At 70.1% G+C, this 17,309-nt stretch carries 21 protein-coding genes; 13 read left to right on the forward strand and 8 right to left on the reverse strand.

The annotated features are described in order from the left end of the window. Nucleotides 1–243: 243 nt before the first annotated feature. Nucleotides 244–453, forward strand: coding sequence for a hypothetical protein (locus RKD05_RS13190; protein ID WP_022879577.1), 210 nt, complete (start codon nucleotides 244–246; stop codon nucleotides 451–453). A 10-nt stretch (nucleotides 454–463) separates the two neighbouring features. On the opposite strand, the gene RKD05_RS13195 is transcribed toward RKD05_RS13190, so the two are convergent. After that, nucleotides 464–1,765, reverse strand: coding sequence for a DNA recombination protein RmuC (locus RKD05_RS13195; protein ID WP_424710635.1), 1,302 nt, complete (start codon nucleotides 1,763–1,765; stop codon nucleotides 464–466). A 119-nt stretch (nucleotides 1,766–1,884) separates the two neighbouring features. Beyond that, a complete protein-coding gene (locus RKD05_RS13200) occupies nucleotides 1,885–2,481 on the reverse strand; it encodes a 3'-5' exonuclease (RefSeq protein WP_424710638.1) in 597 nt (198 codons plus the stop codon). 174 nt (nucleotides 2,482–2,655) lie between these two features. Between RKD05_RS13200 and RKD05_RS13205 the strand changes: the two genes are divergently transcribed. After that, nucleotides 2,656–3,405, forward strand: a complete 750-nt coding sequence (locus RKD05_RS13205) for a class I SAM-dependent methyltransferase (protein ID WP_424710641.1) — start codon at nucleotides 2,656–2,658, stop codon at nucleotides 3,403–3,405. Between the two features lie 25 nt (nucleotides 3,406–3,430). Here RKD05_RS13205 and RKD05_RS13210 read toward each other — a convergent pair whose 3' ends face one another. Beyond that, nucleotides 3,431–4,297, reverse strand: coding sequence for a hypothetical protein (locus RKD05_RS13210; protein WP_424711857.1), 867 nt, complete (start codon nucleotides 4,295–4,297; stop codon nucleotides 3,431–3,433). A 187-nt stretch (nucleotides 4,298–4,484) separates the two neighbouring features. On the opposite strand from RKD05_RS13210, the gene RKD05_RS13215 reads away from it, so the two are divergent. The 4 genes from RKD05_RS13215 to RKD05_RS13230 all read left to right on the forward strand — a co-directional run bounded on the left by RKD05_RS13215 (nucleotide 4,485) and on the right by RKD05_RS13230 (nucleotide 7,406). Continuing rightward, nucleotides 4,485–5,204 (forward strand): hypothetical protein, encoded by a 720-nt coding sequence (locus RKD05_RS13215; RefSeq protein WP_424710644.1) that lies wholly within the window; start codon nucleotides 4,485–4,487, stop codon nucleotides 5,202–5,204. Between the two features lie 127 nt (nucleotides 5,205–5,331). Further along, nucleotides 5,332–6,405: a redox-regulated ATPase YchF gene (gene ychF / locus RKD05_RS13220; RefSeq protein ID WP_424710646.1), complete on the forward strand. Its 1,074-nt coding sequence runs from the start codon at nucleotides 5,332–5,334 to the stop codon at nucleotides 6,403–6,405. Nucleotides 6,406–6,447: 42 nt separating this feature from the next. Continuing rightward, nucleotides 6,448–7,011 (forward strand): hypothetical protein, encoded by a 564-nt coding sequence (locus tag RKD05_RS13225; protein ID WP_424710649.1) that lies wholly within the window; start codon nucleotides 6,448–6,450, stop codon nucleotides 7,009–7,011. Further along, nucleotides 7,008–7,406, forward strand: coding sequence for a hypothetical protein (locus tag RKD05_RS13230; protein WP_424710651.1), 399 nt, complete (start codon nucleotides 7,008–7,010; stop codon nucleotides 7,404–7,406). The genes RKD05_RS13225 and RKD05_RS13230 overlap by 4 nt, the downstream gene beginning before the upstream one ends. Nucleotides 7,407–7,555: 149 nt before the next feature. Here RKD05_RS13230 and RKD05_RS13235 read toward each other — a convergent pair whose 3' ends face one another. Beyond that, nucleotides 7,556–8,290, reverse strand: coding sequence for a TetR family transcriptional regulator (locus tag RKD05_RS13235; RefSeq protein ID WP_424710654.1), 735 nt, complete (start codon nucleotides 8,288–8,290; stop codon nucleotides 7,556–7,558). Between the two features lie 79 nt (nucleotides 8,291–8,369). On the opposite strand from RKD05_RS13235, the gene RKD05_RS13240 reads away from it, so the two are divergent. Genes RKD05_RS13240 through RKD05_RS13250 form a run of 3 tightly spaced genes read left to right on the forward strand, consistent with a single transcriptional unit; the run spans nucleotide 8,370 to nucleotide 10,526 of the window. Continuing rightward, the gene (locus tag RKD05_RS13240) at nucleotides 8,370–8,819 is read left to right on the forward strand and encodes an SRPBCC family protein (RefSeq protein WP_424710656.1); all 450 of its coding nucleotides are present in this window, start codon (nucleotides 8,370–8,372) and stop codon (nucleotides 8,817–8,819) included. 40 nt (nucleotides 8,820–8,859) lie between these two features. Then, the gene (locus RKD05_RS13245; protein WP_424710658.1) at nucleotides 8,860–9,141 is read left to right on the forward strand and encodes a hypothetical protein; all 282 of its coding nucleotides are present in this window, start codon (nucleotides 8,860–8,862) and stop codon (nucleotides 9,139–9,141) included. A 53-nt stretch (nucleotides 9,142–9,194) separates the two neighbouring features. Further along, entirely contained in the window at nucleotides 9,195–10,526 is a 1,332-nt protein-coding gene (locus tag RKD05_RS13250; RefSeq protein WP_424710660.1) for an MFS transporter, read from the forward strand. A gap of 12 nt (nucleotides 10,527–10,538) precedes the next feature. Here RKD05_RS13250 and RKD05_RS13255 read toward each other — a convergent pair whose 3' ends face one another. Beyond that, nucleotides 10,539–11,891 (reverse strand): D-alanyl-D-alanine carboxypeptidase family protein, encoded by a 1,353-nt coding sequence (locus tag RKD05_RS13255; RefSeq protein ID WP_424710662.1) that lies wholly within the window; start codon nucleotides 11,889–11,891, stop codon nucleotides 10,539–10,541. A gap of 144 nt (nucleotides 11,892–12,035) precedes the next feature. Here RKD05_RS13255 and RKD05_RS13260 point away from each other — a divergent pair, with 144 nt between their 5' ends. Together RKD05_RS13260 and RKD05_RS13265 are read left to right on the forward strand one after the other, a co-directional pair. Beyond that, the gene (locus RKD05_RS13260) at nucleotides 12,036–12,206 is read left to right on the forward strand and encodes a CsbD family protein (protein WP_063257282.1); all 171 of its coding nucleotides are present in this window, start codon (nucleotides 12,036–12,038) and stop codon (nucleotides 12,204–12,206) included. Between the two features lie 89 nt (nucleotides 12,207–12,295). Further along, nucleotides 12,296–13,240 (forward strand): aldose 1-epimerase family protein, encoded by a 945-nt coding sequence (locus RKD05_RS13265; protein WP_424710664.1) that lies wholly within the window; start codon nucleotides 12,296–12,298, stop codon nucleotides 13,238–13,240. A gap of 56 nt (nucleotides 13,241–13,296) precedes the next feature. Here the strand turns inward: RKD05_RS13265 and RKD05_RS13270 are convergent, their stop codons facing one another. Continuing rightward, nucleotides 13,297–13,704, reverse strand: a complete 408-nt coding sequence (locus RKD05_RS13270; protein WP_424710666.1) for a glucose-6-phosphate dehydrogenase — start codon at nucleotides 13,702–13,704, stop codon at nucleotides 13,297–13,299. A gap of 189 nt (nucleotides 13,705–13,893) precedes the next feature. Between RKD05_RS13270 and RKD05_RS13275 the strand changes: the two genes are divergently transcribed. Next, nucleotides 13,894–14,697 carry a DNA-formamidopyrimidine glycosylase family protein gene (locus RKD05_RS13275; protein WP_424710668.1) on the forward strand — a complete coding sequence of 268 codons (804 nt, stop codon included), beginning with the start codon at nucleotides 13,894–13,896 and terminating at the stop codon, nucleotides 14,695–14,697. Nucleotides 14,698–14,964: 267 nt separating this feature from the next. On the opposite strand, the gene RKD05_RS13280 is transcribed toward RKD05_RS13275, so the two are convergent. Next, a complete protein-coding gene (locus RKD05_RS13280) occupies nucleotides 14,965–15,513 on the reverse strand; it encodes a type 1 glutamine amidotransferase domain-containing protein (RefSeq protein ID WP_424710671.1) in 549 nt (182 codons plus the stop codon). A gap of 150 nt (nucleotides 15,514–15,663) precedes the next feature. Between RKD05_RS13280 and RKD05_RS13285 the strand changes: the two genes are divergently transcribed. Further along, a complete protein-coding gene (locus RKD05_RS13285; RefSeq protein ID WP_424710673.1) occupies nucleotides 15,664–15,795 on the forward strand; it encodes a hypothetical protein in 132 nt (43 codons plus the stop codon). 13 nt (nucleotides 15,796–15,808) lie between these two features. On the opposite strand, the gene RKD05_RS13290 is transcribed toward RKD05_RS13285, so the two are convergent. Further along, the gene (locus tag RKD05_RS13290; RefSeq protein WP_424710676.1) at nucleotides 15,809–17,299 is read right to left on the reverse strand and encodes an MDR family MFS transporter; all 1,491 of its coding nucleotides are present in this window, start codon (nucleotides 17,297–17,299) and stop codon (nucleotides 15,809–15,811) included. Nucleotides 17,300–17,309 lie beyond the last annotated feature (10 nt).

Raw genomic sequence — 17,309 nt, forward strand, 5'->3', positions numbered from 1 at the left:
GGACCGGCTCGGGCGCGGGCCCGTGACCGGCGCGGGCCCCTAAGGGAAGTGCGGCCGCAGCCGGCGCGAGCCCGCGGCCGAGGCGAGCCCGTGCGCGACGCGCCGCGTCTCGCCGCACTCGCAGATACAGCCGGGCGTGTCGTTGCGCAAGCGTGACTCCCGTCTCGGGCGGTCTCTGGCAGAATCATCTGCAGTGTCAACGGCGACGCTGTGTTCTTCCGAGACCCGAAGGGGGATCGTTTCATGGCAGCTCCGACGAACTCCACCGCACCTCAGACGGGTGCCCAGGCGGTGATCGCCAGCGCCGTCGACCCCGCGCGGCGTCCCGACGTCCTGCTCCGAAAGCGCCTCGACGAGGGCCACGAGATCAGCGCGTGGTGGATGGTCGGTGCCTTCGTCGGCGTCTCTGCCGCCGTCGTGAGCCTGCTCAGCTGGGTTCCCGGCGGTTCTTGAGCGTCACCTCTCACTCGTCCTCAGGCAGACCCGCCCGAGCGCGGATGCCACCCAGGTCGGCCTGCGCGATAGCGCGCGGATCCTCGGCACCTGACTCGTCGAGCAACTCGGGTGCGGTCCACCGTCGCGGTGCCGCTTCGAGGGTGGCAGGGGCGGCCACCGCGTCGAGCTTCGTCTCGTCGACCCCCGGGAACTTCCGCGCCGTGACGAGCACGCGCGATTCGAGCGAGCCGGCGAACTTGTTGTAACTGTCGACGGTGCGCTCCAGCGCCCGCCGCAGGTCGCCCGCGTGCCCGGCGAGCACTCCGATGCGGTCGTACAGCTCGGTTCCGAGCGCGAACAGCGTGCGGGCCTCGTCGGACACGTCCTGCTGCGTCCAGGTGAACGCCACGGTCTTCAGGACGGCCCAGAGGTTCACGGGCGAGGCGAGCGCGACCCGCCGAGTGAAGGCGTACTCGAGGAGCGTGGGGTCGTCGTCGAGGGCGGCGGACAGGAGCGACTCGCTGGGGAGGAAGCAGATCACGAACTCGGGGCTGCTCGACAGGCCCGCCCAATAGGTCTTGCGCGCGAGCGCGTCGACGTGGGCGCGCACGGCTTTCGTGTGCTTCGTCATCAGGGCCGAGCGGCGTGCGCCTTCCTCGCCCGTGGCGGTCACCGGGATCGCACTGGCCTGGAGGTAGGCGTCCAGGGGGACCTTGGCATCCACCGCCAAAGCCTTCCCGCCGGGCAGCCGCACGATCATGTCGGGCCGACCCGCGCCGGCGTCCGAGGCGATCGAGGACTGCAGGTCGAAGTCGACGTACCGCGTGAGTCCTGCGGCCTCGACGACGCGTCGCAGCTGCGTTTCGCCCCACACTCCGCGGGTGCTGCCGGACCGCATCGCGGAGGCCAGGGCCTCGGTCGTCGCACGGAGCGCCTCGTCCGCCTCGCGCGAGAGTCGCAACTGCTCGCCGAGCGCGGAGTACTGCTCGACGCGCTCGCGCTCCAGGCCGTCGACCTTGCGCTGCATCGCGTCGAGGGTCTCGCGTACGGGGTCGAGGGCGCGGAGCACCGTCTGCTCCCGGCGCTCGCGCTCCTCACGCGCCGCCTGATCCGCGCGGGTCTGCCCCACGAGGTCGCGGTACAGCGTGCTCTGATGCTCGAGCTGTGCCTGCACTCCGGCGCGCGCGGCGTCGGCGGCGGCGACGCGCGCGGCCAGGTCGACGCGCTCGGCGGTGGCGCGCGAGGTCGCTCGGGCGGTGCCGAGGAACCAGCCGGCGGCGGCGCCCACGGCGAGGGCGAGGATCGCGAGGATCAGGGCAATGGCATCCATGTGCTCAGTGTGCCGGAGGGTTCCGACATCGCCCGGAAGCACGGCGGGAGCAACGCCCGGGTGCGCGGCGGGAGCACCCCGGCAGTACGGCGGGAGCAACGCCCCGAGGCGCGGCGGGATCAGGCGACGGCGCGTTCGATCCGCGGCGCGGCGGCGATCTGCGACACCCGGACGCCGAGGTGCGCCGCGAGCGCGTGGACGTCGTCGGCGCCGGCGCGGCGGGCGCAGTCGATCGTGATCTCGGCGCACGCCACGGCATCGGCCAGCGCGTCGTGGTGCGCGAAGGGGGAGCAGCCCGCCTCGGCCGCCACGAGCGGGAGACGGTAGGAGTCCAGCGTGTACGTCTTGCGCGACATCTGCACGCTGCAGAGATAGCGGTACGGCGGACACTCGTCGCCCGTCACGGCGCACGCCCGTCGCAGTACCGACATGTCGAACCCGGCGTTGTGCGCTACGAGGACGTCGGCCCCGGCGAACGCGGTCAGGCGGGCGAGCTGCGTGCTCCAGTCCGGCGCGTTCCGGACGTCGTTCGGACGGATGCCGTGGATACCGACGTTGATCGGGGCGAAAGTGTCGTGGCCCGCCGGCGGCTTGATGAGCCAGGCGGCGGTCGCGACCACCCGGCCGTCGCGCACCCGGGCAAGACCCACCGCGCACGCGGACGCACCGCTGGAATTCGCCGTCTCGAAGTCGATCGCGGTGAAATCCAGAGCCACGGCTCCACCCTGCGTCGCGACCGGCGCGCGGCGGGGGAGGCGCGCCGCGTTTCGCGCCGGGCCGTCCGGCGGAGTTCGTCGCGGACTCGCCGTGTCGTGGCATCCGGGGTCGGCGTGGCGGGCACGTACTCCGCGGGACGGCCGGGCCAGGGACACCCGGCATAGGCTCGGAGCATGACGGAACGCGAGCAGTCGACGTCGTTCGGGCAGGCGGCCGCGGCATACGAGTCGGGGCGACCCGGTTACCCCACCGAGGCCGTGGCGTGGTTGCTCGCGCCGGTCCGCGAGCCTGGCCGCGCCCTCCGTGTCGCCGATGTGGGCGCGGGAACGGGGAAGCTCACCCGCGCCGTGGTCGAGCTCGGCGCGGATGTCGTCGCGATCGACCCGGATGCCACGATGCTGGCGTCGCTGCGCGAGAACGTCCGCGGCGTCCCGACGTTCGCCGGCACCGCGGAGGACCTCCCGCTCCCGGACTCGGCTCTCGACGCGGTGGTCATGGGGCAGGCGTGGCACTGGGTCGACCCGGACGCGGGTTCCCGCGAGATCGGACGGGTGCTGCGCAGCGGTGGAGTGCTCGGCCTGATCTGGAACATCCGCGACGACCGCGTCGAGTGGGTGCGGCGGTTGACCGCGGCGACGGGTGGATCGAACGCCGAGGTGCTGCTGGCCACGACCGGGCCCCGCGTCGTGGACCCGCTCGGCGACCTCGAGCATCGGTCCTGGACGTGGAGCCGCTCCATCACGCTCCTGCAGTTGCGCGACCTGGTGTTCTCGCGGAGCGACGTCATCACGGCGAGCCCCGAGGACCGCGCGCGCATCGATGCCGCCGTGGACGGGGTCGTGGCATCCATTCCCGATCTCGCCGACGGGGGAGCGGTCGACCTGCCGTACGTCACTCACGCGTTCCGCGCGCGGCGCCCCTGACACGGCGCCCTTCGAGCGCGGAGGCTCAGGCGTCCCGAGCGCTCGGCGGTGCGAATATCGTCTGCAACCGATGACGGCTCCGGGCGAGCGCAGCCCGGTATTGACGTACGGAAATGAACCCCGACTCCTGCACGAGTTCGTCGAGCCGGGGCAGATTTCTTTGCGCAGCCTCGATGGCGGCGAGCCTGCGACGCTCGATTTCCCGTTTCGGGGTCGTTCCCATTGCGGCGAAGACGGCGTACATATGGCTCATGCTCGTAGCGAGTTCCCGGGACATTTCCCGCGCGCCGAATGCCGGATTCCGGAAATGCGCCTCGATGACGTTCTGCGCGGCCGTGAACAATCCGTCCCGGTGCATGGCGTACGGATCCGTCGGTCGCGGTGATTCCTCCAGCGCCGCCGCGATCAGGTGCTCGGCGGCCGCACCGAAGTGATCCTGGGCGGACGCCGTCGCCGGGTTCTCCGCATTGAGAAGGGCGTTCGTCATCGACACGAGACTCTGCATCGGAGCGTTCATCATGTCGACCGGCTCGTGCAGCCGGAACGCCGCCCGTCGGGCCTGCAGCACCGACGGGCGGAGGAACCAGACGTACCGAGCCGTCTCGCGCAGTGTGCGAGCGGTCGTCGGAAGCCGGCCGTCGAAGAACACCAGCTGACCGGGGTCGGCCGTCATGGTCTGCCCGTCGACGGTGAACTCGAAGCCTCCCTCGACGGTGAGCACGAGGTGAAGGGACTGCGCGTCACCGCGCAGGACGTACCTCGATGAGCGCGACCACGCCCTCCCGTGGCCATAGAGCCGTGACTGCGCCGTTTCTGCGACCAGCGTCGGGTCGACGGGACCCAACGGACCCCAACCGAAATCGTCGCAATTCTGCGCTGCTGCTTCTCCCATGGTCACGTCGAAGTATCCGTTCTCACGACCGCCATTCTTGCTGCGGCAAATGGATGCGCCACCCGATCAGAATATTTGGACTCTCTTCGCACGGGTTTTTACGGAATCCCACACTGGCTGCAATGGGCGGAGCAGCCATTTGTCAGGGTGACAGCAATCAGCCGAATCGTTGAAGAGGAGACCCCCGTTGAGCACCGAAGAACAGCCCGAACAGCAAGGCATCGAGCGCAGGACCATCGTCAAGGGAGCCGCCTGGAGCCTCCCCGTCATCGCCATGGCGGTCGCGGCCCCGGGCGCCTCGGCATCCACCCAGCCCTGCGTGCCCAGCCTCGACGTCACTGCCGCCGGTTACATCCGGGACGACCCGGATGGCTGGTACGGCGAGATCCAGTCGAACGCAACAGGGGAGCGCCTCGGCATCGGAGGCATCCTTCCCGGGTCGCGGATGAAGGCGAACATCGTTCTGCGCAATCCCACCGCCTGCACCTTCACGGGCATGGTGCGGTTGCAGATCGACCTGCCCCCACGCGCGCTGAAGGCGGACCCGGTCTCGGAACAGGGGTACGCCCTCAGCAACGGCGGCTCTTACACCCTCAACGGGGAGACGTGGCGTCGGTACTACTTCACGGGGCAGGTCGCCGTGGGCCCCAACTCGACGTACATGGTGGGGATCAACTGGACGCTGGCGGATCTCGACACGATCCGCACGTACTTCGGTGCGCCCGAGGGGCCGCAGCGGTGGACCGTCCTCCCGGCGACCCAGGGGAGCATGGGCTGGCGATTCCCCAACCCCGGCGGCACGGTGCTCATCGACGGGCAGTCGAAGTGGACCACGGGATACAACAACACGTTCCCGCGGAACGCCGGTTGGTGGATCCACTCCAACACCGTGGCGCAGCCGTCCTGACGACCGCGCGGTGAGCCTCGCCGGAGCGGCCCTGACTGTTGGGGGCGCTCCGGCGTGCGCTTACCTGCCGCTCGCGCGGCGCCCCTGACGCCGTGCGGGCGGCGCGGGCCGGGTAACCTGGACTCCCGTGGCTCTTACCATCGGAATCGTCGGCCTTCCCAACGTCGGAAAGTCGACCCTCTTCAACGCCCTGACCAAGAACGACGTGCTCGCGGCGAACTACCCGTTCGCGACGATCGAGCCCAACGTCGGGGTCGTGAACCTTCCCGATGCGCGCCTGCAGCAGCTCGCCGACGTGTTCGGCAGCGAGCGGCTCGTCCCCGCGGTCGTGTCGTTCGTCGACATCGCCGGCATCGTGCGCGGTGCGAGCGAGGGCGAGGGCCTCGGCAACCAGTTCCTCGCCAACATTCGGGAGGCGGATGCCATCGCCCAGGTCGTCCGCGGATTCGCCGACGACGACGTGGTCCACGTCGACGGGCAGGTGAACCCCGCGAGCGACATGGAGACGATCAACGCGGAGCTGCAGCTCGCCGACCTCCAGACGCTCGAGAAGGCGATCCCGCGCTACGAGAAGGAGATCAAGGGCAAGAAGCTCGACCCGTCGGTGCTCGAAGCCGCCAAGGCCGCGCAGGACGCGCTCCAGCGCGGCGTGCTGCTCTCGGCATCCGGTCTCGATCTCTCGCCGATCCGCGAGCTGGGGCTCCTCACCGCGAAGCCCTTCATCTTCGTGTTCAACGTGGACGAGTCCGTCCTCACCGACCAGGCCCGCAAGGACGAGCTCGCCGCGCTCGTCGCGCCCGCGAAGGCGGTCTTCCTGGATGCCAAGATCGAGTCCGAGCTGATCGACCTCGACCCGGAGGATGCCGCCGAGCTGCTGGCATCCACGGGTCAGGACGAGTCGGGACTCGACCAGCTCGCGCGCGTCGGTTTCGACACCCTCGGGCTGCAGACGTACCTCACGGCGGGCCCGAAGGAAGCGCGTGCGTGGACGATCCCGAAGGGCGCCAAGGCGCCGCAGGCGGCCGGCGTGATCCACACCGACTTCGAGAAGGGCTTCATCAAGGCCGAGGTCATCTCGTTCGCCGACCTCGTCGAGCTCGGCTCGGTCGCCGAGGCCCGCGCGAAGGGCAAGGCCCGGCTCGAGGGCAAGGACTACGTCATGCAGGACGGCGACGTGGTGGAGTTCCGCTTCAACAACTAGGTGGGTTCTGGCCCGCTCCGGCGGATTCGCCAGAATGGTTCCGTGACCGACGACAGCGCACCGCCGACCCGGCGCCGCTGGCGCGAGGAACACCGACCGGTCGTCCGACATTGGCGTCACGGTTTCTTCACGGAGTTTCGTCGTGGCGATCCCGTCTTCGTCATCGCCGCGTACCTTCTGGCTGCCGCATGTGCGGGAATGGGTTCCGGCGCCTTCGGTGGCAAGGGGGCGACCCGGCTCACGCCCGAAGAATCGGCGGTCGTGATCACGGTGAGCGCGGCCATCTTCTCTGTGGCTCTGCTTGGTATTGCGATACGACTCCCATTCACACGGGCTGACGTGCCCCTCTCGCTGGGCGGTGTGACCTTCGGTGTCGGTGTGACCGCGGTATCTACGACCGTCGTCGTCGCGCGCGCCGAAGGCGTGCTTTCGTCAGCCGTCTGGACGATGTTCGGCTCGTTGGCGGTCTGCGCGATCATCGCTGTTGTGACGCTACCGCTCGCATTTCGACGTCCACGCGACGAGCGGTGGGGAAAGCATGGGCGCATGCACTCCACGCCCGCGGACAGAACCTCTCAGAACTTCGAGGGCGGGGGACGTGGATGATCGCGGAACTCCTGGCTGACTTCTTCTCAACCTTTGTCGGCAGCTCGTGGGGGAAGGCCGCAGCACGTCGCGCGTGGGCGCGCGAGGCAGAACGGGGAGTGATCGTCAGTGGCCTTCGCGTTGTGTCGGGGTCGCAGCGCGGGCTCTCACGCGAGTGGCGAATCGGTGAGTGGTCCGTCGCGCCGGGGCGGTTGAGCCTCGACGGCATCGACGTCCATGTCCTGAGCGTGGTCGCCGACTCGGGCCGACCGGCATCCTGTGGCGAGTCTCTCGCCGGTGAGGACACGAGGGCGATCTCGCTCCGCACCGCGACCGCCGAGCTCGAGTGGTCCCACATGACGTACCTCGAAGCGACAGCACGCCGCCGCCTCGCGGTTCCGGACGCGCGGCCCTGACCACGTCGATCGTGGTGTCGCGTAGGAGGAGCCGAAAGGCAGGCGCCCCCGCGGGCGTCCGAGGTAGACGCAGCGCGAGCGCGCGACCGCGAGCGCGTGCATCGGCCGCCCGGTCTTGCCACCGGCCTACAACTGGCCATCGCGCATGATCACGGTTCGATGAGACCCCGCTCTTGCACATCTCCAGAACGTGCGCTGTCCAGGGCATTCAGCAGCCGGCGGGCGTTCTCGGGTGAACGCAGCAGGTAGCTCGTCTCTGCGACGGAGTCGGACTCGTCTTGCGTCCGGTCCATCAGCAGGTCCTCGACCAGCACGGATGCCGCGCGGCGGGCGGCCGTCATGATCGCGGCGTCGTCGGCGGGTGTGCCGGCGGCGGCCTGGACGGCGGCGTTGATCGACAGGAGCGCCATGCGCAGCTGAATGACGGCATCCGCCCTCCGGTCGGGCAAGAGGTCGGCGAGGGCGTCCGCGAGGGTCGACAGGCCGGTACCGACCCGGGCCTCGCCGGAGCGCGAGAGGCTCGCGAGCAGCAGCGGGTTCGCGGAGAGGAATCGGATGCCACGCAGCTTGTCCTCCGTGAACGACTCGACCCACCGGGTCACCGCCGCGCCGATCAGTGCCGGGGAGGGGGGCTGGACTCGCACCCAGTCCACCAGCTCCTCGACCTCGTCGCCGCGCTGGTCGAGTATCGACTGCACGATCGCTTCCTTGCCGTCGAAGTGGTAGTACAGCGAGGCCTTGTTGATCCCGAGTTCCTCGGCGATCTGGCGGAGCGATGTGGCCTCGTAGCCCCGCTCGGTGAACAGGCGCAGAGCGACCTGCTGGGCTCGTGCGCGCGTCTCTGCTCCTCGGCGCCGGCTCGTGGCATCCACCTGATCGCTCATGGTGAGAGTTTACCTACCGAGCGGTAGACGATCTACCTACCGAGCGGTAGGCTGCGGGTGTTCGAGGAAGGCGGAGGACATGACCGAATACACCGTGGTGCGCGACTACCCCTATCCGATCGAGGAGGTGTGGGCGGTGCTCACCGATCCCGAGCTGGTGGCGCAATGGACCACCACGGGCCAGGGCGGCCGGCCGGAGGGGTTCGCCGCCGTGGCGGGGACGCGATTCCGCTTCGTGGGGAAGCCGACCATCGGATGGGCGGGCGTGGTGTACTGCGAGGTGCTCGACGTGGAGGCGCCGCGGGCGCTCCGGTACACGTGGAAGGGCGACCGGGACTCCGACGACGTGACGGAGGTCACCTACCTGCTCGAGAAGACCGGCTCGGGGACGCGCTTCACGTGGCGGCACACGGAATTCCGGGGCGTCGGCGGGTTCGCGATGTCGCGGCTGCTGGGGAACGTTCGCCGGAAGATGCTGACCGACGGCGTCCCTCCGGTGCTCGAGGCGTACCACCGCGCCCAGCGATGAGCCACTGGCGCCGGGCACCCCGCCGGTGCCACCATCGGGCATGACCTACGCCGTCGTCTCCGTGCACTACCCGAAGCCCGAGCACCGGGCCGCCGTGATCGATTCCATGCAGCGCTACAGCCGGGTCGCGCGCGAACAGGCCGGCCTCGAGTGGACCGGTGTCGTCGATAACGGCAGCGGTCGCCTGGTCGGCATCGCGCTGTGGGCGTCTGAGGAGGCCGCGGCGGCCGCGCGGCCGGCGCTCATGGCGGAGGTCGGCGACGACCCGTTCGAGATGTGGGACGAGCGTCCGATCGACGGGCTTCGCGGCGACGTCGTCTGACGGACGCGATCAGCCGGAGGACACAAGGCTCGGTGCCTCGCTAAAGTCAGCGCGTGCACTCCACGCCCGCGGTCGCATCCGACCCGCACCCGGACAGACGCGGTCGCGCACGGGCCATCCTGGCCGGATCCGTGCCGAACCTCGTCCAGTGGTTCAACCTGTACGTCTACGCGATCTTCGCGCCGTACTTCCGTACCGAGTTTTTCGACGCCGAGTCGCGGGACTCCCTCATCTATGTCTACGCGCTGTTCGCGGTGACGTTCGTCGTGAGGCCGGTGGGCTCGTGGCTGTTCGGCAGATTCGCCGACACGCGAGGCAGGATGGCAGCCCTCAACGCGGCGGTCGCCCTCATGTCGGCGGGATCGCTCGCCCTCGCAATCGCACCGACCGAGCGGGTCGTCGGGGCCTGGGCGGCCGTGATCCTCGTCGTCGTGAGCGTCGTGCAGGGGATCGCCGCCGGGGGAGAGTACGCGGCCGCCACCGTGCTGCTGTCGGAGTCCGGCACCCGGGGCCACCGCGGATTCTTCGCATCCTTCCAGGGGGCGACCATCGTCGGGGGACTGGTGCTCGCGCAGGGGTCGCTGCTGGTGCTCTTGCTCGTCGGTGATCGCGCCTCCGTGTCGGAATGGGGCTGGCGGGTCGCCTTCACGATCGGCGGCGCCGCGGGCTTGGCATCCCTGTGGGGGGTACGCGGACTTCGGCACACGGGATCCGCCGCGCGGAGGGCCGACGCGCCCGCGCCCTCGACCATGTCGGAACTGTTCCGCTCGCACTGGCGTCCGCTCGTGTGGGTGGTGCTCCTCACGGCCGGAGGGAGTGCGGCGTTCTACACCGCGACGGTCACGGTGCCGTATCTCCTCCGCGAGTCGGCGTTCGCCGCGGGCGGTGCCACGGCCGAGGTCACGGCCACCGGACTCGTGCTCGCGGCGTTCGTCGTCTTGATGCTGATGCAGCCGCTCGGCGGAGCCCTCAGCGACCGTATCGGGCGGAAGCCGCTCCTCGTCGCCTTCGGCGTGGTCGGGGTGCTGGGGGCGGGCGTGCTGGTCACCGCGGCCGCCCGAGTGACCTCGCCTCCCGCGGTTCTCGGCATCCTGGTTCTCGCCTTCGCGGTTCTCACCTGCTACCTGTCGGTGAACGGCATCGCCAAGGCGGAGGTCTTCCCCGCCCACATCCGCGCGCTCGGGGTCGGTTTCGGCTACGCGGTGGCGAACTCGCTCTTCGGCGGTACCGCTCCGCTGATCTATCACGCCACGACGGGCGAGGGCGGCGTCGGCTTCGTCGTGTACATCACCGCGCTGCTCGGTGTGACGCTCATCGCCGCTCTCGCGATGCGCGGAGGGGCCGCGACGGCGTTGGATGCGCCGCGGGGTTCGGCGAAGCCCTGACTCGCGGGCTGATCAGCCGGCCGTCGAGGAGAACGGTGCACCCAGCTGTCCCGGGTGCGTCAGGCGCCACCACAGGGTCGGGGGCTCGAGCGTGCCGACGATCTGGACGTCGGAGGACGCGGTGTTCGGGCCCGCGCTCCAGGTGACGGTGCCGATGGTCTCGTTGCTCGTCCAGGACGGGGGAGTGGCGATGTCCGCCGCCGTCGCGATCGGGGTGTCCGACCACGTCCGCAGCGTGGCCGTGCGGCTGAGGACGACCTCCGCCTCGGCGCCCCACGCGGTCCTGACCTGCCCGATGCGGTCGCCGGCGTTCCCGACCGTCACGTCGTGGAAGCCGGCGGTGACGCTCTCGAGGAACGCCGCGACGTCGTGGTCCGTGCTGTCGTGCGTCTCGCCGCCGAGACGGACACCGGTGATCTGCAGGGGCGGCCCGATCCCGACGTCGAGGAGTGAACTGAACAGGAGGTTGAACGTGCCGTCCCCGAGGTTTCCGGTCTTGAGTCCGCGAACGCCGTCCCTGCCGAGCAGATCGTTGGTGTTGGTCACCGTACCGGGACCGTTCGGCAGAGAGATCGAGGTCATTCCGACGATCCCCGCGAGCGCGGGATTGGCTTCGGCGATCTTTCCGATCGCGATGAGATCGCGCGGCGTGGAGGTGTTGCGGTCGTCGAGGCCGGTGGCATCCACGATCCGGGTCGAGGTGAGGCCGTTCGCGGCGAGCCACGCGTTGGCCGCGTCGACGTAGGCGCCCTCGGAACCGTATCCCCAGCGCGCGAGGGCGACGGCGTAGTTGCTCGCGGACGGGAGGAGCATGGTCGCGAGCGTTTCGCGCAACGACAGGGAAGAGCCGTCGGGCATCTTGGCGATCGTCGCGCCCCGGACGTAGAACTGGTCGTAGAGGTCGGTGTCGGCCTTCGTGAACGACACGGTCGGGCCCGGATCGTTCGGCCCGTCGAGTGGATGCCGGTACAGGACGACGAGGGCGGTGATGAGCTTCGCGATGCTCGCGGTGGGCCGCGGATCGTCGCCGCCGGACGCGGCCCACGCGCCGTCCGTGTCCGGACCCATGTATTGCTCGCCGCCCGTGATGCTCACACGCATCGAACCCGACGAGGGAAGGGCGATGTGGGCCGCTTCGCCCGGTGCGACGGCCGGCGGCTTCGTCGTCAGCGTCGGGGCCGGGAGCGCCGCGGTCGCGGCCCACCAGACGTACCCGCCCGCGCCGGCGAGCGCCACGAGCACCGTGACCAGGAACACGACCAACGCGATGCGGCCGGCGCGACCGGGCCCGGATGCCGCGGGCGCCTCCTCCAGGAGATCGGCGAACATCGTCAGCTCGTCGGTCTTGCTCGGTGTTTCCCCCATGGCATCCCCCCGCCTCGAACCTAACCCGTCCGGCCCGCTTCCTCACCCTCGCGCGATTTTCAAGCCCCCCGAGAATCCGAGCGAGCGCGCCTAGCGTGGCGGCATTCCGGAATCATCCGGGCCACCAAGCGGAAGGAGTCGGCCATGGGTCTCGACGACAAGATCAAGAACACCGCAGAGGACGTCGCCGGTAAGGCGAAGGAGGGCTGGGGCAAGGCCACGGGCAACGAGCGTCTCGAAGCCGAAGGCCAGGCCGACCAGACCAAGGCCGACCTGAAGCAGGCCGGAGAGAACGTCAAGGACGCCTTCAAGTAATTCGCCCCCGGAACGCCCCGACCCGCGGACACCTCCGCCGGTCGGGGCGTCCGTCGTTTTCGGGCACCGGAGATCGAGATAATGGCCGAATGACCACCGCCGTCTCCGGAACCCCCGTCGTCCTCCGCGCCCACGGCTATGAAGCCGCGATCGCGAGCGTGGGCGCCTCCCTCCGATCCTTGACCCACGAGGGGCGCGACCTCGTCGTCCCCTTCGCCGCCGACGAGGTGCGCCCGTACTTCCGCGGTGCGACCCTCGCGCCGTGGCCGAATCGCGTCGTGGACGGTGCGTACGTCTTCGGCGGTGAGGAGTACCAGCTCGCGCTCACGGAACCGAACCGCGGCCACGCACTGCACGGGCTGCTGGGCTGGGCGGACTGGTCGGTCGTCGACGGCGATGAGGAGTCGGTGACGCTCACGGCCGCGGTGCCCGCGCAGGCCGGCTACCCGTGGTGGGTCGAGGTCACCACGACCTACCGACTCGGCCCCGACGGGCTCACGCAGACCGTCCGCGCCACCAACCGTTCGGAGAACCCCGCTCCGTGGGGCACCGGGCCGCACCCGTATCTCGTCGCCGGCCCGGGCGCGCTCGACTCGTGGACGTTCGAGCTGCCGGCCGACACCGTGCTCGAGGTCACGCCGGACCGGTTGGCACCGGTGGGCCTGGCATCCGTCGCCGTGGACGCCGAGCGATTCGACTTCCGGGCTCCGCGCGTGATCGGCGCCGTCGAGATCGACCACGCGTACACCGATCTGATCCGGGATGCCGACGGCCGGGCGACCGTCACCCTCACCGACCCGTCGGGCACCGGTGTGGCGCTGTCGTGGGACGCGGGCTGCGGCTGGGTGCAGATTCACACCGCCGACCGTCCCGAAGGCCCGGACCACCCGGCGAACCGCGCGGGACTCGCGGTCGAGCCCATGACGTGCGCTCCGGATGCTTTCAACGACCAGGCCTACGACTTCGCCACGGGCCTCGTCGTGCTCGCGCCGGGCGAGAGCCACGAGGTCGGCTGGACGATCTCCGTCCGCTGACGCGAAACGACGCCGCCCCGGTCACTGGACCGGGGCGGCGTCGTGCATTCCTGGCGTCAGACGACCTGGGTGCCGCACATCCCGCACATACCGTCGGCCGAGACCTCGACGAAGCACTCGGGGCACATCGCCCGGACGGGACGGTCGGTGACCGGCGTCGGCTTGGGGGAGGCGGTGCGGCGCTCGGCGCGCGGTGCGGACGCGCGCGGCTTCTTGAGCGGAATCGCCGCGGCGGGAGCCGGCGCGGGGGCGGGCTTGTGCGCTTCGCAGTAGAACCGCACGAACCCGCCGTGGTGCTTCGGATGGCGGTGCTTCACCGCCCACAGCTCGGTGCGGTCGAACAGCTCTCCGTCGGGACCGCATCCGACGCAGCGGGTGGGCTCACCGGGGACGACATCGGCGACGACGACGGGCACGTCGAAGGCGATGGCATCCCTCCAGTCCGAGGACGAGACGATCTTCATGGGGGACCCTTCTTCGGCGGTTCGGGCCGCCTCACCCTCAACGGTACGCGCCTCCGCAGCGACGCGGGGACGTCCGATGGGTGCACAAGGGGTGGACTCGGAGGCGGACCCTCCGGATAGGTTGGCAGGAATCGGTCCGGTCAGTCATCGACGGTGGCATCCGGTCTGCGGGACGGAAGGGGAGCCACCATGCCCGAAGCGCCCGAGGTCGAAGCGCTCACCCTGTTCCTGCGCGAGCGGCTCACCGGTCACGCCATCGTCGCGGTGGAACTGGCGGAATTCCGCGCCCTCAAGACGCGGGCACGGCCGCTCGACGCCCTCGTCGGACGCACCGTCACGGGAGTCACGCGGTACGGCAAGCACATCGACCTCGACCTCGATGGCATCCACCTCTCCCTCGGATTCGGCCGGGCCGGGTGGGCGACGTGGGACACGGACCCTCCGGACGGTGCGGCCCTGATCGCCACGGTGACCTTCGACGACGGGGTGCTCGGCATCACCGACGCGGGCGACTGGCTCTCGGTGCAGCTGCACGTCGTGGACGACCCACTCGAGGTGCCCGCGGTGGCGAAGCTCGGACCGGATGCCGCGGATCCGGCGTTCTCCCGCGAGGATCTCGCCCGAGCGCTCGGGAAGCGTCGCAAGCAGCTGAAGGCGCTGCTGCAGGAGCAGGAATCGCTCGCCGGGATCGGCAACGCGTATTCGGACGAGATCTTGTACGTCGCTCGGCTGTCGCCGGTGGCGCACGCGGCGTCGCTGACCGACGACGAGGTGACGCGTCTGCACGCGGCGCTGCGTTCCGTGCTGGACGAAGCGGTGGCAGCCCGCCGCGGGGTTCCGATCGCGGAGCAGAAGGCCGCGAAGGTCGCCGCGATGCGCGTGCACGGCCGCACCGGCGAGCGGTGCCCCGACGGCGACGGAACGATCGAGGACATCCCCGGTACGAAGGGCGGCGGCCAGTACTGCCCGTCGTGCCAGCCGCTTTCGGCGTGAGGTCGGGGGCGGTTCGTCCCCGTGTGCTGTGTCGGTGATCTGCGCAATGTCCGTTGCCGCGGGCGGATCGCGGCTGAGGTTGTGCCGATCGCTGAGGATGTGCCGGGCCCCGGGGATGGATGCCACGACCGGTCGGTCAGCGATCCGCGCTATGTCAGTTCGATTCGGGGTGTGGCGGCTGAGCTTGTGCGGATCGCGGAGGTTGTGCCGGGACCCGGGAACGCCGCGGGGCCCCGAGCCGCAGCCCGGGGCCCCGCGAGGAGGCCGTCAGGCCGTCTGGCCGGCGTGCGCGCCCTCGGCGAATTCCTCGACGAGCTTCGCGTTGAACGCGGGGAGATCGTCGGGGTTGCGGCTCGACACCAGGCCCTGGTCGACGTGGACCTCCTCGTCGACCCACGTGGCGCCGGCGTTGCGCAGATCCGTCTGCAGCGTCGGGTAGCTGGTGAGCGTGCGGCCCTTCAGGACGTCCGCCTCCGTGAGGATCCAGCCGCCGTGGCAGATCACGCCGACCGGCTTGTGCTGGTCGAAGAAGGCGCGCGCGAAGTGCACGGCATCCTTCACGATACGGATGTCGTCGGCGTTCTGCACTCCGCCCGGGAGGACGAGGGCGTCGAAGTCGTCGGCCGTGGCCGAGCCGACGGGGAGGTCGACCTTCTGCTCGTGGCCCTTCTCGCCCGTGACGCTGCCGTCAGCGGGCGAGACCAGCACGGCCTCCGCGCCCGCCGCGGTGATCGCGTCCCAGGGGCTGGTGAGCTCGCTGTCTTCGAAGCCGTCGGTGAGTAGGAAGGCGATGCGCTTTCCGGTGAGGTCCGTCATGGGGACTCCTCTCGCAGGGATCGGGGATGCCACAACGCTAGGAACCGCTTCGCTCCGGGGAACGGGGGTTGCGGATGCCGTCGACCCGGGGTACCGCGAGCCTCTCCGACTCATGGTGCCGGGGCATCTGCGCAGGCGTACCATGGAGGGATGTCCGGTGACACCACCCCTGATGCCGAGACGCCGTCGAAGCCGCTCCTGACGCTTCTGACCTCACCGGTCGACGACGACGCCCCCGCTCCCGCGTACTGCTGCAGCGGCGGTTCCTGCTCGCTGACCTGAGCGCTCTGCGGGTTCAGTGCCCGACGGGGGCCGCGCCCTCGATCTGATCGGCCGGCTTGCGGATGACGAACGCGCCGACGATGAGCGGCAGCGAGACGATCGCCGCGATCATGAACGCCATGCGCGCGCCGGCCGCGTCTCCCTCGGCCCCGCCGCCCGCGCTCGCGGAGACGCCCGCCAGGACGGTGACGAGCAGCGCTATGCCCGCGGCCCCGGCCACCTGCTGCACGGTTCCGACCACGGCCGAGCCGTACGAGTAGAAGCGCGGCTCGAGAGAGCCGAGCGAGGCGGTGAACAGGGGCGTGAACGAGAGCGCGAGGCCGATCGACAACACGGTCTGCGCGACGATCAGCAGCAGGAACGACGTGTCGGTGCCGACCGTCGAGTAGAACCAGAGCACGGCGCTCGTGATGATCGCGCCCGGGATGAGCAGGATCTGGGTGCCACGTCGGTCGTAGATGCGGCCGATCAGCGGACCCGCGAGACCCATCGCGAGCGAGCCCGGGAGGACGGCCAGCCCGGTCTCGAGCGCGGTGCGACCGAGGACGTTCTGCAGGTACAGCGGCACGAGCGTGATCGCGCCGAAGAACGCGAGCGACATGACACCGAGCTGCACGACCGAGAGCGTGAAGTTCAGCGAGCGGAAGACGCGCAGATCGAGCAGCGCGGCGTCGGCGCGCTGCAGGCGCACCTGCCGCCAGCCGAACAGCGCGAGCGCGACGACGCCCACGGCGAAGGACGCGACGAGCGTCACCGTCGCGGTCGCGGCGGCGTCCGTGGCATCCGTCGATCCGCCGTGACCGCCGCCGATCTGGCTCAGACCGAACACGATGCCGCCGAATCCGAGCGCCGACAGCACGACGGACACGACGTCGATCGGGGCTTCGCGCGTCTCACCGAGGTTGCGGATCCATCGCGCGCCGACGAAGAGCGAGACGAGCGCGATCGGCAGGACGATCCCGAAGATCCAGTGCCAGCCGAGCGAGTCCAGGACGACGCCCGACATCGTGGGGCCGATCGCGGGAGCGAGTGCCATCACGATGCTGACGCGCCCCATCATGCGGCCACGGTGCTGCGGCGGCACGATCGTCATGAGCGTGGTCATGAGCAGCGGCATCATGATCGCGGTGCCGGAGGCCTGGATGACGCGCGCGGTGACCAGGAGTTCGAAGCCGGGGGAGAGGAACGCCACCAGGGTGCCGAGCGAGAAGAGGCTCATCGCGGTGATGAACACCTGACGCGTGGTGAACCGCTGCAGCAGGAAGCCCGTGACCGGGATGACGACCGCCATCGTGAGCATGAACGCTGTCGTCAGCCACTGCGCCGCGACCGCGGTGATGCTCAGGTCGCGGATGAGGTGCGGGATCGCCACGTTCATCGTGGTCTCGTTCAGGATGGCCACGAACGCGGCCACGAGCAGCAGCCAGATCACCCTGTTCTGCTCGGCGGTGACACCGGTATCGGATGTCGGCGGGGCGGTGGGGGTTCCGGTGGTGGCGGCCATGGCGAGATCC

The organism is Microbacterium sp. SLBN-111 (assembly GCF_049739645.1).
Classification (GTDB): Bacteria; Actinomycetota; Actinomycetes; order Actinomycetales; family Microbacteriaceae; genus Microbacterium.

Coding starts and splice junctions, on each gene's coding strand:
- RKD05_RS13260 (WP_063257282.1), top strand. CDS start 12,036: ATGGGTCTCGACGACAAGATCAAGAACACCGCAGAGGACGTCGCCGGT.
- RKD05_RS13285 (WP_424710673.1), top strand. CDS start 15,664: ATGTCCGGTGACACCACCCCTGATGCCGAGACGCCGTCGAAGCCGCTC.
- RKD05_RS13190 (WP_022879577.1), top strand. CDS start 244: ATGGCAGCTCCGACGAACTCCACCGCACCTCAGACGGGTGCCCAGGCG.
- RKD05_RS13245 (WP_424710658.1), top strand. CDS start 8,860: ATGACCTACGCCGTCGTCTCCGTGCACTACCCGAAGCCCGAGCACCGG.
- RKD05_RS13290 (WP_424710676.1), bottom strand. CDS start 17,299: ATGGCCGCCACCACCGGAACCCCCACCGCCCCGCCGACATCCGATACC.
- RKD05_RS13255 (WP_424710662.1), bottom strand. CDS start 11,891: ATGGGGGAAACACCGAGCAAGACCGACGAGCTGACGATGTTCGCCGAT.
- RKD05_RS13280 (WP_424710671.1), bottom strand. CDS start 15,513: ATGACGGACCTCACCGGAAAGCGCATCGCCTTCCTACTCACCGACGGC.
- RKD05_RS13235 (WP_424710654.1), bottom strand. CDS start 8,290: ATGAGCGATCAGGTGGATGCCACGAGCCGGCGCCGAGGAGCAGAGACG.
- RKD05_RS13205 (WP_424710641.1), top strand. CDS start 2,656: ATGACGGAACGCGAGCAGTCGACGTCGTTCGGGCAGGCGGCCGCGGCA.
- RKD05_RS13240 (WP_424710656.1), top strand. CDS start 8,370: ATGACCGAATACACCGTGGTGCGCGACTACCCCTATCCGATCGAGGAG.
- RKD05_RS13230 (WP_424710651.1), top strand. CDS start 7,008: ATGATCGCGGAACTCCTGGCTGACTTCTTCTCAACCTTTGTCGGCAGC.
- RKD05_RS13265 (WP_424710664.1), top strand. CDS start 12,296: ATGACCACCGCCGTCTCCGGAACCCCCGTCGTCCTCCGCGCCCACGGC.
- RKD05_RS13210 (WP_424711857.1), bottom strand. CDS start 4,297: ATGGGAGAAGCAGCAGCGCAGAATTGCGACGATTTCGGTTGGGGTCCG.
- RKD05_RS13195 (WP_424710635.1), bottom strand. CDS start 1,765: ATGGATGCCATTGCCCTGATCCTCGCGATCCTCGCCCTCGCCGTGGGC.
- RKD05_RS13275 (WP_424710668.1), top strand. CDS start 13,894: ATGCCCGAAGCGCCCGAGGTCGAAGCGCTCACCCTGTTCCTGCGCGAG.
- RKD05_RS13270 (WP_424710666.1), bottom strand. CDS start 13,704: ATGAAGATCGTCTCGTCCTCGGACTGGAGGGATGCCATCGCCTTCGAC.